The organism is Cupriavidus phytohabitans, from assembly GCF_000426345.1.
Classification (GTDB): domain Bacteria; phylum Pseudomonadota; class Gammaproteobacteria; order Burkholderiales; family Burkholderiaceae; genus Cupriavidus.
The window spans coordinates 1-14,977 of the sequence record NZ_AUFE01000051.1 but is presented as its reverse complement, the minus strand read 5'-3'; the positions used below and the strand labels follow the sequence as shown (position 1 = coordinate 14,977).

The 14,977-nt window shown below is 62.6% G+C and carries 10 protein-coding genes; 8 read left to right on the top strand and 2 right to left on the bottom strand.

Features of this window, described 5'->3' with window-relative positions; translation table 11 throughout:
• Window positions 1–542 precede the first annotated feature (542 nt).
• The 3 genes from K309_RS0126270 (at window position 543) to K309_RS0126260 (ending at window position 5,172) form a co-directional block, all read left to right on the top strand.
• Window positions 543–770 carry a hypothetical protein gene (locus K309_RS0126270; protein ID WP_029049160.1) on the top strand — a complete coding sequence of 76 codons (228 nt, stop codon included), beginning with the start codon at window positions 543–545 and terminating at the stop codon, window positions 768–770.
• Window positions 771–871: 101 nt separating this feature from the next.
• Window positions 872–3,673 (top strand): MGH1-like glycoside hydrolase domain-containing protein, encoded by a 2,802-nt coding sequence (locus K309_RS37505; RefSeq protein ID WP_198030860.1) that lies wholly within the window; start codon window positions 872–874, stop codon window positions 3,671–3,673.
• Window positions 3,674–3,738: 65 nt separating this feature from the next.
• The gene (locus K309_RS0126260; protein ID WP_198030859.1) at window positions 3,739–5,172 is read left to right on the top strand and encodes an alpha-amylase family glycosyl hydrolase; all 1,434 of its coding nucleotides are present in this window, start codon (window positions 3,739–3,741) and stop codon (window positions 5,170–5,172) included.
• Window positions 5,173–5,309: 137 nt separating this feature from the next.
• On the opposite strand, the gene K309_RS0126255 is transcribed toward K309_RS0126260, so the two are convergent.
• A complete protein-coding gene (locus K309_RS0126255; RefSeq protein WP_029049158.1) occupies window positions 5,310–6,755 on the bottom strand; it encodes an efflux transporter outer membrane subunit in 1,446 nt (481 codons plus the stop codon).
• A gap of 94 nt (window positions 6,756–6,849) precedes the next feature.
• Between K309_RS0126255 and K309_RS0126250 the strand changes: the two genes are divergently transcribed.
• From K309_RS0126250 to K309_RS37500, 3 genes are all read left to right on the top strand, one after another.
• A complete protein-coding gene (locus K309_RS0126250; protein WP_029049157.1) occupies window positions 6,850–7,467 on the top strand; it encodes a TetR/AcrR family transcriptional regulator in 618 nt (205 codons plus the stop codon).
• Window positions 7,468–7,591: 124 nt separating this feature from the next.
• Window positions 7,592–8,719: an efflux RND transporter periplasmic adaptor subunit gene (locus K309_RS0126245; RefSeq protein WP_029049156.1), complete on the top strand. Its 1,128-nt coding sequence runs from the start codon at window positions 7,592–7,594 to the stop codon at window positions 8,717–8,719.
• On the top strand, window positions 8,716–11,862 hold the full coding sequence (locus K309_RS37500; RefSeq protein ID WP_051320618.1) for an efflux RND transporter permease subunit: 3,147 nt from the start codon (window positions 8,716–8,718) through the stop codon (window positions 11,860–11,862). The genes K309_RS0126245 and K309_RS37500 overlap by 4 nt, the downstream gene beginning before the upstream one ends.
• A 248-nt stretch (window positions 11,863–12,110) precedes the next feature.
• Here the strand turns inward: K309_RS37500 and K309_RS0126230 are convergent, their stop codons facing one another.
• Window positions 12,111–13,340: a DUF2252 family protein gene (locus tag K309_RS0126230; protein ID WP_232232493.1), complete on the bottom strand. Its 1,230-nt coding sequence runs from the start codon at window positions 13,338–13,340 to the stop codon at window positions 12,111–12,113.
• A 714-nt stretch (window positions 13,341–14,054) separates the two neighbouring features.
• On the opposite strand from K309_RS0126230, the gene K309_RS0126225 reads away from it, so the two are divergent.
• Complete coding sequence (locus K309_RS0126225) at window positions 14,055–14,453, top strand: hypothetical protein (RefSeq protein ID WP_029049154.1); 399 nt, start codon at window positions 14,055–14,057, stop codon at window positions 14,451–14,453.
• Between the two features lie 137 nt (window positions 14,454–14,590).
• The coding region (locus tag K309_RS0126220; protein WP_369796516.1) for a transposase at window positions 14,591–14,977 on the top strand (387 nt) is incomplete at its 3' end.

Sequence of the window (14,977 nt, the reverse complement as noted above, 5' to 3'; positions counted from 1 at the left end):
TTCTATGGGAGCCTACCTTTGATTGGTCGCGCTTCCGCCTCCGTCATTCCCGCAGCAAGGTGGGTATCAACATATGATCAAAGCTCGGACGCGCGGTCCACTTCCGATCGCATCGTTTCGTCGCTGCCAACGGTGTCCGAGGATCAGCCTCAGCTATATATTGTGCGGGGCAACACGAACTGGCAGACGTTGGCATCTGATCGCACTTTGCGTCGGAGGCCGTCAAGACGCTCGTCCTTTCAGTTAACGCCTTAGACATCGCTTTAAAAGAATGAAGTAGCTGTGAACGCCGAAAAGGAACAAGGAATTTCAGGGCGCGGACGACCCCGCCCAATGCTGCCGTACGAGCATTGCCTACTGGCACGACGGCATCGATCTTCCCGCGGTGCTTCACTTTATTGCAAAGGCCTGCGAAAAGAGGCTCTCTCGACTCGTCACGGAACAGCTCGAAATATTATTTGATATGGAGCAAGAGAGTGAGATCCCTGCGCACTTCAATAGGTTCAAGCGCACCTGAAGACAGGCTCGAAAGGAGGCTTGCCATGCGGCAACCGAAGATTGTCATTGTCGGCGCAGGCCTTGTCGGCGGCTCCGCGGCCCTGTTTGCGGCCGTGACCATCCCAAGCGCAGAGATCTGGTACCTCCCTCGACACCGGGCGACTGCGGTCGCTTCTCTGCTCGCCTTCTTCATTTCCAGGGGTGTGATCAAGACCGGGAACCAGCTTAACCATATTCTGAAGAATGTCTCCTGTGTACCAGTAAGCATTTAGCAGATTTGGCGCAAGCTGACTGACGCTTGATTGGATTGCGCATATATCGTGTTCACACCGGGCAGTTTGCCCGGCCTCGCCGGCTAGAGAAGGATTGCGTCATGAGCAATGAAACAGAGAAACACCGGCTCGATGAAGCGCACGCGGGCCGCGCAGCATGGAAATTGTGGGGCCCCTACCTCAGCGAGAGGCAATGGGGGACGGTGCGCGAAGACTACAGTGACAACGGCGACGCCTGGAACTACTTCACCCATGACCAGGCCCGCTCACGCGCCTACCGGTGGGGTGAGGATGGCCTCGGCGGTATTAGCGACGATCATCAGGTATTGTGCTTCGCGCTAGCGCTATGGAATGGGTGCGATCCGATTCTCAAGGAGCGCGCCTTCGGACTGGGCAACAGCGAGGGCAATCATGGCGAGGACGTGAAGGAGTATTACTTTTATCTCGATTCCACGCCGACGCACTCGTACATGAAGTATTTGTACAAGTATCCACAGGCCGCCTATCCATACACGGATCTCGTCGAGACCAACCGCCGCCGCACCAAGCATGAAGCCGAGTACGAGTTACTGGACACCGGCGTGTTTGACGGCAACCGGTATTTTGACGTCTTTGTCGAGTACGCGAAGGGGACGCCTCAAGACGTGCTTGTCAAAATCAGCATCTTCAACCGCGGTCCAGATGCAGCGCCGCTTCACGTGTTGCCGACCCTGTGGTTCCGCAATACTTGGTCGCAGCCTCGAGGCGGTTCGAAGCCAATCGTCGAGCGCGTCGATTCCTCCGGGAAAGCGACGGTCCGCGCTCGTCACAGCGACCCTTTAATTCAGGAATCGCTGGGCGAGTATTACCTCTACTGCGACTCGGACGTGCCGCTGCTCTTCACCGAGAATGAGACTAACAACGCCCGGCTGTTCGGCACAAGCAACGCGTCGCCCTATGCTAAGGACGGTATCCACGACTTCATCGTGCACGGCGACGCCGCGGCGGTGAATCCGGCGCAGCAGGGAACCAAGGCGGCGTCCCACTATCACCTCAACATCGGCGGCGGTGAGTCACAAGTCGTGCGGTTGCGCTTGACGACCCGGGCACCGGGCTCGGCATTCGCACCCTTCAATGACTTCGATGCGGTATTTGCCACCCGGCTGGAGGAGGCCGATGCCTTTTACGCGTCGATCACACCTTCCGCCATTCGTGGCGACCCAGATCGAGCGAACGTCATGCGCCAGGCGCTGGCCGGCATGCTCTGGACTAAGCAGTACTTCTACTATGACCTCGGTATCTGGCTCGACGAGCACGGCGCGGGTGGCCGGTTGCCGAAATTGGAGCGAAGGCGGGTACGCAACAGCGAATGGGCGCACATGTTCAACGATGACATCATCTCGATGCCGGACAAATGGGAGTATCCCTGGTACGCCGCATGGGACTTGGCGTTTCACATGATTCCACTAAGCATGGTCGATCCCGACTTCGCCAAGCAACAGCTCGACCTGATGCTTCGCAACGACTACCTGCATCCGAATGGCCAGCTTCCCGCTTACGAATGGAACTTCGGCGATGTCAATCCCCCCGTGCATGCCTGGGCTACGATGCAGCTCTACGTCCTTGACAAGGAGCGTCACGGTGGAAGAGGCGATGTCGAGTTCCTCAAGTACGCCTTCTCCAAGCTGCTCATCAACTTCACTTGGTGGGTCAACCGCAAGGACCGGACGGGGGCCAATGTCTTCGAGGGAGGCTTTCTCGGGCTCGACAATATTGGCGTGTTCGATCGGTCGTCGCCACTGCCAACGGGCGGTTACCTGGATCAGGCTGACGGTACTGCCTGGATGGTGTTCTTCAGCCAGCAGATGCTGCGTATCGCCGTCGAGCTTGCGCTGCAGGAGCCGCTCTACGAGGAGTTCGTAGAGAAATTCTTCCAGCACACCGTGTTCATTGCCGGCGCGCTGGACAGCGTCGGCGATCGGAACGACGAAATGTGGGATGACGAGGATGGCTTTTTCTATGATGTGTTGCGTTTCCCTGACGGCAATGCCACGCGCCTCAAGGTGCGCTCCATCGTAGGGCTGCTGCCGCTAGCGGCGGTGGCCGTGTTCGAGGAAGACATCCTCGCCAGGCTACCGACGTTCCGGGAGCGTGCCAAGCTGTTCCTGGGGCGCCACCCGGAGCTCGCCGCCAGCATGCATCTGCCGCAACAGCCCGGGGTATCCAACCGTCGCATGCTGGCGATCGTTGACGAGCAGAAGCTGCGCCGGATTCTGACGCGCATGCTGGATGAAGACGAGTTCTTCGGCCCGCATGGCATTCGCGCGCTGTCGCGCTTTCACCTCGATCACCCTTACGTCTTCCGCCATGCAGGCCAAGAGTATCGTGTGGCCTACGTGCCCGGCGATTCCGACACCGGGATGTTCGGCGGCAATTCCAACTGGCGCGGGCCCGTGTGGATGCCCATCAACTACCTGATCTATACATCGCTGATACGCCTGTATGCCTACTTCGGCGAGAACTTTAAAGTTGAGTGCCCAACAGGGACCGGGCGGATGATGACATTGCTCGAAGTGGCGCATGAATTAGGCGAGCGCTTAAGTCGGATCTTCCTGCGCAACGAAGACGGCCGCAGGCCCATATACGGCGCAGCAAACAAGTTCCGCGACGACCCCCACTGGCGCGATCTGCTGCTGTTCTACGAATATTTCCACGGCGACACCGGCGTGGGGCTCGGCGCGAGCCACCAGACCGGCTGGACGGGCTGCGTCGCGCGCATCATCCAAGGGAATTCCATACTGTCGAAGGACATGTTGCTCACGCCGGGCGCGCAGGTCGCTGCCTTGCGCGCGCTTAGAGGCACACACGACGGCCCGGAGTCTGCGACTCCGGGCAACCCGGTCTCTCCCGAGAAGGCCACCTAGACTGGTTGACAGCTGTGCTGACACCTCGCTACCCGGCGTTATACCAGCTCAACACCCGAGTCCGTATGACCGAGCTGTCGCAATCGCTCGGCCATGCGGCCACGCTGGATGATATCCCCGACACCGAACTGGACCATCTGGCAGAGCTGGGTTTCGACTGGCTCTGGCTGCTGAGCGTTTGGCAGACCGGGGCTGCCGCGCAGCGCATCTCGCGCAGCAATGCGGCGTGGCGTCGGGAGTTCGAGCAAACGCTGCCCGATCTGCGCGAGGCAGATATCGCTGGTTCCGGCTTTGCGATCAAACGTTACACCGTGCACCGCGACCTCGGTGGCGACGAAGCGTTGGCGCGCCTGCGCGCACGCGCGAGAAAGCGCGGGCTGCGCCTGATGCTCGATTTTGTGCCGAACCACATGGCCCCGGATCACACATGGGTGGACGAGCACCCCGACTACTTCGTCCATTGCAGCGAGGAGGCTCTGGTGCGTTCGCCACGCAATTATTGCCGCGTGGAAACGAGGAGCGGACCGATGTTGCTCGCCTACGGCAGAGACCCATACTTCGACGGCTGGCAGGACACGCTGCAGCTCAACTACGGTAATCCGCAATTGCAGCAAGCGATGATTGGCGAACTGGAGCGCATTGCCGACCAGTGCGACGGTGTGCGCTGCGACATGGCCATGCTTATCTTGCCAGAGGTGTTTGAGCGCACCTGGGGCATCCGGGCTGGCCCGTTCTGGCCAAAGGCGACGGAGTCGGTGCGGCGCGAGCATCCCGGCTTCCTGTTCATGGCTGAAGTGTATTGGGATCTGGAATGGACGCTGCAGCAACAGGGCTTCGACTACACTTATGACAAGCGCTTGTACGACCGCTTGCATGAGCAGCACGCCCGCCCCGTGCGAGAGCACCTGCACGCTGAGCTCGCCTATCAGGACAAGTTGGTGCGCTTCCTGGAGAATCACGATGAACCGCGCGCGGCATCAACCTTTGCATCCGAAGTTCATGAAGCTGCCGCCGTACTGACCTTCCTCACGCCGGGCTTGCGGTTTTTCCACCAAGGACAGTTCGAGGGCCGGCGAGCACGTATCTCGCCGCACCTGGTCCGCGCCCCGGATGAAGCGGTGGACGGAATGCTCGCGCAGTTCTATACCCGGCTGCTTGCTGTATTGCGCCAACCGCTCCTTCGCGACGGCAACTGGTCCTTGCTCGAATGCATTCCCGCCTGGGTCGACAACAAAACGTCCGACAACTTCATTGCGTTCGGCTGGGTACGTGCTTCTCATGAGTGGATCTTCGTGGCCGTAAACTACTCACCCCAGCAAAGCCAATGTTTCATGCGAATTCCCTTCACGGAATTGGCAGGGCGGACCATACGACTCCAGGACCGGCTCGGTCCTGCGGTCTACGACCGACCAGGCGATGACCTGCACGCCCGTGGTCTGTTCCTCGACATGCCCCCCTGGGGCTATCATGTTTTTGACGTTCAAGGGATGATTGACTAGGGACCGTTGGCCGCACGGGTCTCGATATACCGCCGTCATAGCCACAAGCTCTGTAAATCCCCAAAGCTCCGTACGTTCAACTGTGCGACTTTTGAGTCCAGCAGCCGGATTGCCGGAAAGCAAGCCGCATTATTGCCTTATAGGGCCGTTGCCGGCTGCCAGCCGCTGCCCAGCGCCTTAAACGCGGCCACGGCGGCGCGGGCGGATTCCGTCTGGGCCTGCGCCCTGGCATCGGACGTGCGCAGCAGGCTCTCGTCGGCAAGCAGCACCTCGATCAGGCGGACCACACCTTTCTGGTAGGCCGCGAGCGAGGCGTTACGCGCCTGCGTCAGCGAGGCTTCACCCTGTGCCAGCGTTCCGGCCTGCTCTTCACGCTTGATCAGCGCGGAAAAGGCATTTTCGACATCTTCGGTCGCGCGCAGCACGGCCTGCCGGTATGCCGCCAGGGCTTCCGCCTCCTGGCCGCGGGCCAGGTCGATCTGGGCGTTGATGCGGCCGAAGTCGAACAGGCGCCAGCGCAAGCCCAGCACGCCCGCCGCCTGGCTCGCGCCCGCGGAAAACAGGTTGCCGCCGGCCACGGTCGTGGCGCTGCCCAACAGGGCGCTGATCGAGAACTTGGGGTAGTACTCGGCAATGGCGACACCGATGCGTGCGTTGGCTGCCGCCAGCCGGCGCTCCGCGACGATGAGGTCCGGCCTGCGTCGCAGCAGGTCCGCCGGCGAACCCGTACCGGCCAGCTGCGGTGCCGCAGGTATCGTTCCTGGACCGCCCAGTTCGGCGCGATACGTGCCCGGCGGAACACCAAGCATCACGTCGAGCGCGTTCAACGCTGCATCGAGCCCCGTCTCCAGCACCGGGATGGTGGCGCTGACCTGGGCCAGCGCGCCCTCGGCCTGACGGACCTCCAGCTCGGCGGCAAGGCCCTTGCCGAACAGCAGGCCAACCGTGGAGAGCAATTTCTGCTGCGTCTCCATTTGCCGTCTGGCGATGCCCAGACGGGTCTGCAATCCGCGCACGGTGATGTACAGGTCGGCCGTTTGCGCGGCCACGGCGAGACGCGTCGCGGCCGCGCCCGCTGCCGAGGCCTGATATTCCGCCAGCGCGGCTTCCCGCCCGCGGCGCAGTCCGCCGAAGACGTCCAGCTCCCAGCCGGCGCCGAGGTTAGCCTCGTAGGTATTGCCATATCTGTCAAAGCCCGGCGTGGCATTCTGCAGCCTGCCAAGCGGCGTCTCGATCGACTGGTAGCTCCTGCCCGCCTGCGCGCTGGCGCTACCCGAAGGCAGCAAGGCCGCGTTGGCCGCGCCAAGCCCCGCGCGTGCCTGGGTGACGCGCGCCGACGCCTGCGCCAGGTCCAGGTTCTGTTCCAGCGCCAGCGACACCAGGCGGGTCAGCATGGGATCGCCGAAACCTTCCCACCAGGTTGCCAGCTCGGCCGGCGGCGGCGCGTGCCGTTGTTCAATGCCGGACTGGCCCAGGTAGCGTTCCGAAACCGGAACGTCCGGTTTTCTGTAATCAGGGCCGACGGCGCAGCCCGCCATGGCGCAGGCACTCAGCAGCAGGGTCAGATAGCGAGGGAAAAGCATTGGAGTGTGCGGTGACTTAAGCGATCGGAGTAGTGACTATAGTATAAATTGGTCACTGGTTGTCAATGACCATCTACCACGGTAAGCTGGCCGAATGACCGAAACCACACCCTCTGCCCTGCCATCCCGGGGCCCCGCAGACCACAATGTCCGCTCCCAGATCGTCGAGGCGGCCACCGAGCACTTCAGCCTCTACGGCTACGAGAAGACCACGGTTTCCGACCTCGCCAAGGCGATCGGCTTCTCCAAGGCGTACATCTACAAGTTCTTCGATTCCAAGCAGGCGATCGGTGAAGTGATCTGCGCAAACTGCCTGGGCGCGATCACCAATGAGGTCGACGATGCCCTTGCCGCCGTCCCGACGGCTTCCGAACGCTTGCGCCGGCTGTTCAAGACGCTGGTCGACGCCGGCGTGCGCCTGTTTTTCCAGGACCGCAAGCTCTACGCGATTGCCGCGGCGGCCGCGCAGGAGCGGTGGCAGCCGGTTCTCGCCTATGAGGACCACATCCGGAATCTCGTGATGCGGATCATCCTGGAGGGCCGGAAATCGGGTGAATTCGAGCGCAAGACACCGCTGGACGAGACCGCCAACGGCATCTACCTCGTCATGCGTCCCTACATCGATCCATTGCTGCTGCAGCACAACCTCGACGTTGCCGCGGAGGCTCACGCGCAGCTTTCCAGCCTGATACTGCGCAGCCTGGCCCCGTAACAGGCACCTGCGCGTCGTTGCAGGCGGCGTATGCGCCGCCGCGCTGCTGCGCGCGACTGTGACCATTGACTAAAATGGTCACACGACCAATAATTCAGGTTCAATCTCGCATAGAGAGGACCTTATGCTTCAGCGCCGAATCGCTTTATCCGCCGTCGCGTGCGTGTTGCCACTTGCACTAGCCGCTTGCGGCGAGCCGCCGGCGGCCGATCCACGCATCCAGCCCCCACTGGTCCGGGTCGGAATCGTCCAGGACCCGGCCGCCGCCACACGCTCTTTCACCGGAACCGTTGCCGCCCGGGTCCAGGGCGACCTGGGCTTTCGTGTCCCGGGCAAAGTCCTGGAGCGGCTTGTCGATACGGGTCAGGCGGTCAAGCGCGGCCAGCCGCTGATGCGTATCGACCCCAACGACCTGAAGCTGGCGGAGCACGCGCAGCAGGAGACGGTCGTTGCCGCGCGGGCCCGGGCCAGGCAAACGGCGGATGACGAAGCCCGCTATCGCGACCTGGTCGGGACCGGCGCGGTGTCGGCCTCGGCCTACGACCAGATCAGGGCCGCGGCGGAATCGGCCAGGGCACAGCTCAAGGCAGCGGAAGCCCAGGCGGACGTGGCAAGGAATGCCACCGGCTACGCAGTCCTGGTCGCTGACGCCGACGGCGTTGTCGTGGAAACGCTGGCCGATGCCGGGCAGGTCGTCAATGCCGGCCAGGTGGTGGTGCGCGTGGCGCATGCGGGGCGGCGCGAAGCCGTGGTCCACCTCCCTGAAACCCTTCTGCCGCCGGTGGGCTCGGTCGGCGAGGCGACCCTTTACGGCAACGACACGCTGACGGTATCGGCAAAACTCAGGCAGCTTTCCAACGCGGCGGACCGGCAGACCCGCACCTACGAAGCGAGGTACGTGCTCGAAGGCGCGCTGGCCGAGGCCCCGCTCGGCGCCACCGTTGTCCTCCGGATTCCGGAAGTCCGCCGCGCCTCGACGCAAGCCGACCTGCAGGTACCGATCGGCGCGCTCTTCGATCCGGGCAAAGGCCCGGGCGTGTGGGTGCTGAACGGAAAGTCCAATCGCGTCAGCTGGCGCCCGGTCAAGGTGCGCAGCCTGGACGACGATGCCGCGCGTGTCGCCGGTGACCTCCGCGCCGGCGACCGGATCATCGCGCTGGGCGCCCACCTGCTGCGCGAGGGCGAGCAGGTGCGGATCGCGGCAATCGGGACCGGGGCCGCGCAGGCTTCCGGCCAGGGAGCGCAGCAATGAGTGGTTTCAACCTTTCTGCGCTCGCGGTGCGCGAGCGATCCGTCACGCTGTTCCTGATCCTCCTGGTGTCGGTGGCAGGCGTCATCGCCTTCTTCCAGCTGGGCCGCGCGGAAGATCCCGCCTTCACGGTGAAAACCATGACCGTCATCACGGCCTGGCCGGGCGCGACGGCGCAGGAGATGCAGGACCAGGTGGCGGAACGGCTGGAAAAGCGCATGCAGGAATTGCGCTGGTACGACCGCACGGAGACCTACACCCGCCCCGGCCTGGCGTTCACCACCGTCACCCTGCTCGACAGCACCCCGCCAGCGGAGGTCCAGGAAGAGTTCTACCAGGCGCGCAAGAAGATCCGGGATGAGTCCGCGGCGCTGCCTGCCGGCGTGATCGGCCCGCTCGTCAACGACGAGTATTCGGACGTGACCTTCGCGCTGTTCGCATTGAAGGCGAAGGGCGAGCCGCATCGGGCGCTGGTCCGCGACGCCGAAGCACTGCGCCAGCGCCTGCTGCACGTCGCGGGCGTGAAGAAGGTGAACATCATCGGGGAACAGTCCGAGCGCATCTTCGTCAGCTTTTCCCATGATCGCCTGGCCACGCTGGGCATCTCGCCGCAGGACATCTTCGCGGCCCTGAACAGCCAGAACGCCCTCACGCCCGCCGGGTCGATCGACACCGCGGGTCCGCAGGTCTTCATTCGCCTCGACGGCGCCTTCGACAAGCTGCAGAAGATCCGCGACACGCCGGTGGTGGCGCAGGGCCGCACCCTCAAGCTTTCGGATGTCGCCAAGGTGGAACGCGGCTACGAGGATCCGGCGACCTTCCTCGTCCGCAACAACGGCGAACCCGCGCTGCTGCTGGGCGTCGTGATGCGCGACGGCTGGAACGGCCTGGACCTCGGCAAGGCGCTGGATGCGGAAGTGTCGGCGATCAATGAAGCGTTGCCGCTGGGCATGAGCCTGGCCAAGGTGACCGACCAGTCCGTCAACATCAGCGCATCGGTCGACGAGTTCATGGTCAAGTTCTTCGTCGCCCTGATGGTGGTGCTGGCGGTGTGCTTCGTGAGCATGGGCTGGCGCGTCGGCATCGTCGTGGCGGCCGCCGTGCCGCTGACGCTGGCCGCGGTGTTCGTGGTCATGGCGGCGACAGGGAAGAATTTCGACCGCATTACCCTGGGCGCGCTGATCCTGGCGCTGGGCCTGCTGGTGGACGACGCCATCATCGCGATCGAGATGATGGTGGTGAAGATGGAGGAAGGCTACAGCCGCATCGCCGCCTCCGCCTATGCCTGGAGCCACACCGCCGCGCCGATGCTGTCCGGCACGCTGGTCACTGCGGTGGGGTTCATGCCCAACGGCTTTGCGCGCTCAACGGCCGGCGAATACACCAGCAACATGTTCTGGATCGTGGGCATTGCCCTGGTCGTGTCCTGGATCGTCGCCGTCGCCTTTACGCCCTACCTGGGCGTCAAGCTGCTGCCCGAGATCGGCAAGGCCGCAGGCGGCCACGATGCCATCTATGGCACGCCGAACTACAACCGCTTCCGTCGCCTGCTGGGGCGCGTCATCGGGCGCAAGTGGATCGTGGCCGCGGTCGTGGTGGGCAGCTTCGTGGTGTCGGTGCTGGGCATGGACATCGTGAAGAAACAGTTCTTCCCGACTTCCGATCGCCCCGAGGTGCTGGTCGAAGTCCAGATGCCCTATGGCACGGCGATTGGCCGGACCAGCGCGGCCACGGCCAAGGTCGAAGCCTGGCTCGCCCGCCAGCCGGAGGCGAAGATCGTGACGGCCTACATCGGCCAGGGCGCGCCCCGCTTCTATCTCGCCATGTCGCCGGAACTGCCGGATCCCTCCTTTGCGAAGCTCGTGGTGCGGACCGACAGCCAGGCCGAACGCGAAGCGCTGAAGGTCCGCCTGCGCCAGGCCATTGCCGATGGGCTGGCGCAGGAGGCCCGCGTGCGCGTCAGCCAGCTGGTATTCGGCCCTTACTCGCCCTTCCCGGTGGCATTCCGCGTCGCGGGGCCGGATCCGGACAAACTGCGCGCCATTGCGGCGGACGTTCGCCGCGTGATGGAGAGCAGCCCGCTGATGCGGACCGTCAATACCGACTGGGGATCGCGTGCGCCCGCCTTGCACTTCACACTGCAGCAGGATCGCCTGCAGGCCGTAGGGCTGACTTCCAGCGGCGTGGCGCAGCAACTGCAACTGCTGCTCAACGGCCTGCCGGTCACCGAAGTGCGCGAGGATATCCGCTCGGTACAGGTGCTGGCGCGCGCCGCGGGAGACATCCGCCTGGACCCGGCGAAGATCTCCGGCTTCACCTTGACCGGGGCGGCAGGACAGCGCATTCCGCTGTCCCAGGTAGGCACCGTCGATGTGCGCATGGAAGATCCGATCCTGCGCCGCCGCGACCGTACGCCGACGATCACGGTACGCGGCGATATCGCCGAGGGACTGCAGCCCCCCGATGTGTCCGCGGCGATCCAGCAGCAGCTGCAGCCGATCCTGGCCAGGCTGCCGGCGGGCTACCGGATCGAGCAGGCAGGCGCCATCGAGGAATCCGACAAGGCCACCAAGGCGTTGCTGCCGCTGTTCCCGATCATGCTGGCCCTGACCTTGCTGATCATCATCCTGCAGGTGCGTTCGATCTCGGCCATGGTCATGGTGCTTGCCACCAGCCCGCTGGGGCTGATCGGGGTGGTGCCGACCTTGCTGCTGTTCCGGCAGCCGTTCGGGATCAACGCCCTGGTCGGACTGATCGCGCTGTCCGGCATCCTGATGCGCAACACATTGATCCTGATCGGGCAGATCCATGAGAACAAGCGCGCGGGCATGGTACCGTTCGACGCGGTCGTCGAAGCGACGGTGCAACGTACCCGTCCGGTACTCCTGACCGCGCTGGCGGCAGTGCTGGCCTTCATTCCGCTGACGCAATCGGTGTTCTGGGGAACGCTGGCTTACACGCTGATCGGCGGCACCCTTGCCGGCACGGTGCTGACCCTGGTGTTCCTGCCAGCGATGTATGCCATCTGGTACCGGATCAGGGTGCCCGCCGATGCGAACGAGAGGGATCCGGGCAAGCCTGCAGTCACGCAGCATCGCGCGGATATGGACGACGGTGGCGCGGGCACTCCCGCAAGGACTACATGACGCGGGCGGCCGCGACCGCCATGGCGCGGCCGTGAGCGAAATTCTGCGTGCCGGGTTGCTGCTGCTGGCCGAGAGGTCACCGAAGGAACTGCTGGCGGCAATCAGGAAGATCGAAGCCGTGAAGACTGGACGTCCGCCGAAGGCTTAACGCCCGCGGAACTGCGCTGCTATCCGGCTTTCCAGGCCTCCCCGCGCCGCGAACTGGCCGATCTTACAAGTATTTGATTCCAAATGGCTTCTCCGCCTGCCTAGCGGCTCTCAGGGGCGAAACCGCCCAGTGCCCAACGCCGGCAATGATCTAGATATTGGCGTTCATGGATGCCGATAAGGTCGACGATACAAGTCCATAACCAGGACGGTGCTTCGATCGTTTTGCCGTGGTGCCGCATGAGTTCGCGCCGCCACGTTCGCGCTTCGCTCTGAGAGAGTTGTCCGGCATGACCTCTTCCGACCACGCTACCAAGGTAATAGGCGAGCTCCGTCGCATCTGACGCCGGAAGCGTTTCGACCTCCAGCTTGAGATCTTGTGGTAGCAACTCGCGCACAACTACGCTTTTGCCCAGAATTCTGGCCGCCACCATGCGGTTTCCTAAGAATGGCGAAAGATTCTTCGCACCTTGGACCACCCGGTCACCATTGTCACGCGGCAGATTCTCCCTTGAGACACAGGGAGCTGCCGGCAGGGCTGCCTCCTTGATGTCAAGCAGGCTGTACTTCCATCGGTTTCCGTCGCCGAGCAGAACCGCATAGCGCAGGCGACCCAACGAGCTACACCCCTTCACCCAGTACGCCGCATCGATGACTTGCAGCTTGTCGTCGCCCTCCTGTGCAGAAATATGCGTGACAGATTCGATCATCGCTTGATCTCTGCATAAGCGCTCAATCGCAGTCCGTTCATCGCGACGCAGTGGCCAAAATTGCTTGCCAGGGGGTATCTGATCAGTCTTCAGGCGCTTTCGCGCCAATTGTCTCCAAGTGCGATTGGTTGCCTCTTTTATACAAGCTCTAATAGCCGCGGGCTTTATTGGCCTTCCTTTGAAGCGGTGCCTGGAATCCAGCACACCGAGATATCCGGCCAGTAGTGCTTCCGTCATGCGTGCGATTACCACCCCTGAAAGATGCGAGCCACGCGCTGCCGTAGCCAGTGAGACACTGAGCCGTATCAAGTCATGCGCCGGGTTCCCTATGGTGGTCTGATCCATGTCGCGAATCTGAATCGCCACGTCGCCCTTGGTGTTGCCTACAGCACCTAAATTACCAATGTGGCAGTCGCCGCAAATCCAAATGGGGGGACCCTGAGGTAGCGCATTGGGACCTATTTCATCCAACCATTCGTAAAACTTGGCCGCATTGCCGCGCACATATCGGTGTGGTGATTGCGCCATCTTTAGGTTACGGATTTCCATTAATGCTTTGGGGCGCTGGCGGGGCCGAACCGCGCGCCTGGCGATTTCATCACCTTTCTGTTCGGTCTTCACTTCAATTTACCCTAGCGTTAAACCATCCGTCACACCCTGACCGCTATGCGACAAAATGCACTTACATTGCTTTATCCCAGCAGAACAGCCCTACCTCAACGAAACCCTTTGTAGGGTGTTCCGCTCCAATAAGCAAAATACGTTCCTCCGGGTAACCGTGCGGAATCGGGCGGCTCCTGCGCCTTTCGCGGTCAGGGTCAGTGCGCCCCAGCGCGCGGGAGACGCCAAAACGGGCGCGCCATTCTGCAGTTCGCGGACTTGCTTCAGAGCCTCATTCAGTTCTGGCTCCGGCACGAGTTCAAACTCGAGATGCCGGGGGATGCTCATTTTCTGCTATCCCCCTTACGTCGACCTCGAAGATACCCGTCGTTCACGAAATACACTTCGGAAGGCTTCGCTGGAGAACGCCAACAGGAGCTGGGCGATTTGGCCCGCGCCACTACCGCAAGGGGCATCCCGGTCGTCATCTCGAACCATTTAACGGCCGAAACCCGGGAACTGTATCGCGGCGCGGAATGCCACGAAGTCGGAGTGCGAAGGAGCGTCGCAGCGCAAGCCCACAGCAGCGTCCGTCGGCGAAGTTCTTTCCGGGAAAGCGCTCGCCAATTTCTTTCACGGGGGAAGCACTCAACCAGTTCCTCGATAACGCTCTCCCTCTGGACGCATTGGGTAGAACAAACGTTGATGCCAAGAACTTCATCGAAAGCATGAGCCATGAAGGTCTTGCGGGAGAAGATTGGCTGGCACGCCAACTTGGCGGATGTCCTTCCGGTGTGGGCGGTCAGAGCATCCCGAGGAATGATGGGCGTCAGCGCGGTGGTGTTGGTCGACGTTGAGAGCGTCCAGAACATCGAATTCTCCCGGCTCTCGGGTTCGCGCCTAGTGGTGTTCGCTGGCGAGGTCCAAAGGAAGGTCCCCATTGAGGTGGCCATGGGGCTGCAAACGCTTGGCGAGCGCGCCCGGTCGGTGGGCGCGGGGAGGACTAGCGACGCGCAGAGAGATTGGGTCCCGCGGGCGTTGGTCGACTCGATTCAGAGCATCGGGAAATCGACGATTCGCACTAGTAGAAAGGCACCAATCCGGCGGCCGCGACGAACTTCACTAGCCCCCTGAGCGCCCATGATCTTCTCTTGTTGATCGGACGGCAGCGTTACGACGCCGACCGGAAACGAGCACCTGGGCATCGGCTGGCGAGGACCTATCCGAAATTTTGTGTACGAGGCATATCATGAGAGGTAATGACCATGGATATGCCAATGAAGAAGAAACGTACGGTAGCGTCTCAGGCAGCGGCCCGCGGGCCGCTGCCGGCTTTGCCTGAGGGCTTGCTGGATGAGCTGGTCAAAGGGCCGATGACCCCCAGCGAGGTCCAGGACCTGATGCTGGCGTTCAACAGGGCCATCATCGAACGGGCGATGAGCGCCGAGATGAGCATGCATTTGGGCTATAAGCCAGGCGAGCCCAAGCCGGCCGAGCAGTCCAATGCCCGTAACGGCCTCAGCGGCAAGACCGTGATCACCGAGCGCGGCCCGGTGCGGGTCGAGTTGCCACGCGACCGCGATGGCAGCTTCGAGCCAGTTCTGATCCCGAAGCATGAGCGGCGCTTTACCGGCTTCGATGAGCGCATTATTGCCATG

Bases quoted from the DNA above. Each gene is read 5' to 3' on its own strand.
- K309_RS0126270 (WP_029049160.1), top strand. From the start codon at position 543: ATGCGGCAACCGAAGATTGTCATTGTCGGCGCAGGCCTTGTCGGCGGC.
- K309_RS37505 (WP_198030860.1), top strand. From the start codon at position 872: ATGAGCAATGAAACAGAGAAACACCGGCTCGATGAAGCGCACGCGGGC.
- K309_RS0126260 (WP_198030859.1), top strand. From the start codon at position 3,739: ATGACCGAGCTGTCGCAATCGCTCGGCCATGCGGCCACGCTGGATGAT.
- K309_RS0126255 (WP_029049158.1), bottom strand. From the start codon at position 6,755: ATGCTTTTCCCTCGCTATCTGACCCTGCTGCTGAGTGCCTGCGCCATG.
- K309_RS0126250 (WP_029049157.1), top strand. From the start codon at position 6,850: ATGACCGAAACCACACCCTCTGCCCTGCCATCCCGGGGCCCCGCAGAC.
- K309_RS0126245 (WP_029049156.1), top strand. From the start codon at position 7,592: ATGCTTCAGCGCCGAATCGCTTTATCCGCCGTCGCGTGCGTGTTGCCA.
- K309_RS37500 (WP_051320618.1), top strand. From the start codon at position 8,716: ATGAGTGGTTTCAACCTTTCTGCGCTCGCGGTGCGCGAGCGATCCGTC.
- K309_RS0126225 (WP_029049154.1), top strand. From the start codon at position 14,055: ATGAAGGTCTTGCGGGAGAAGATTGGCTGGCACGCCAACTTGGCGGAT.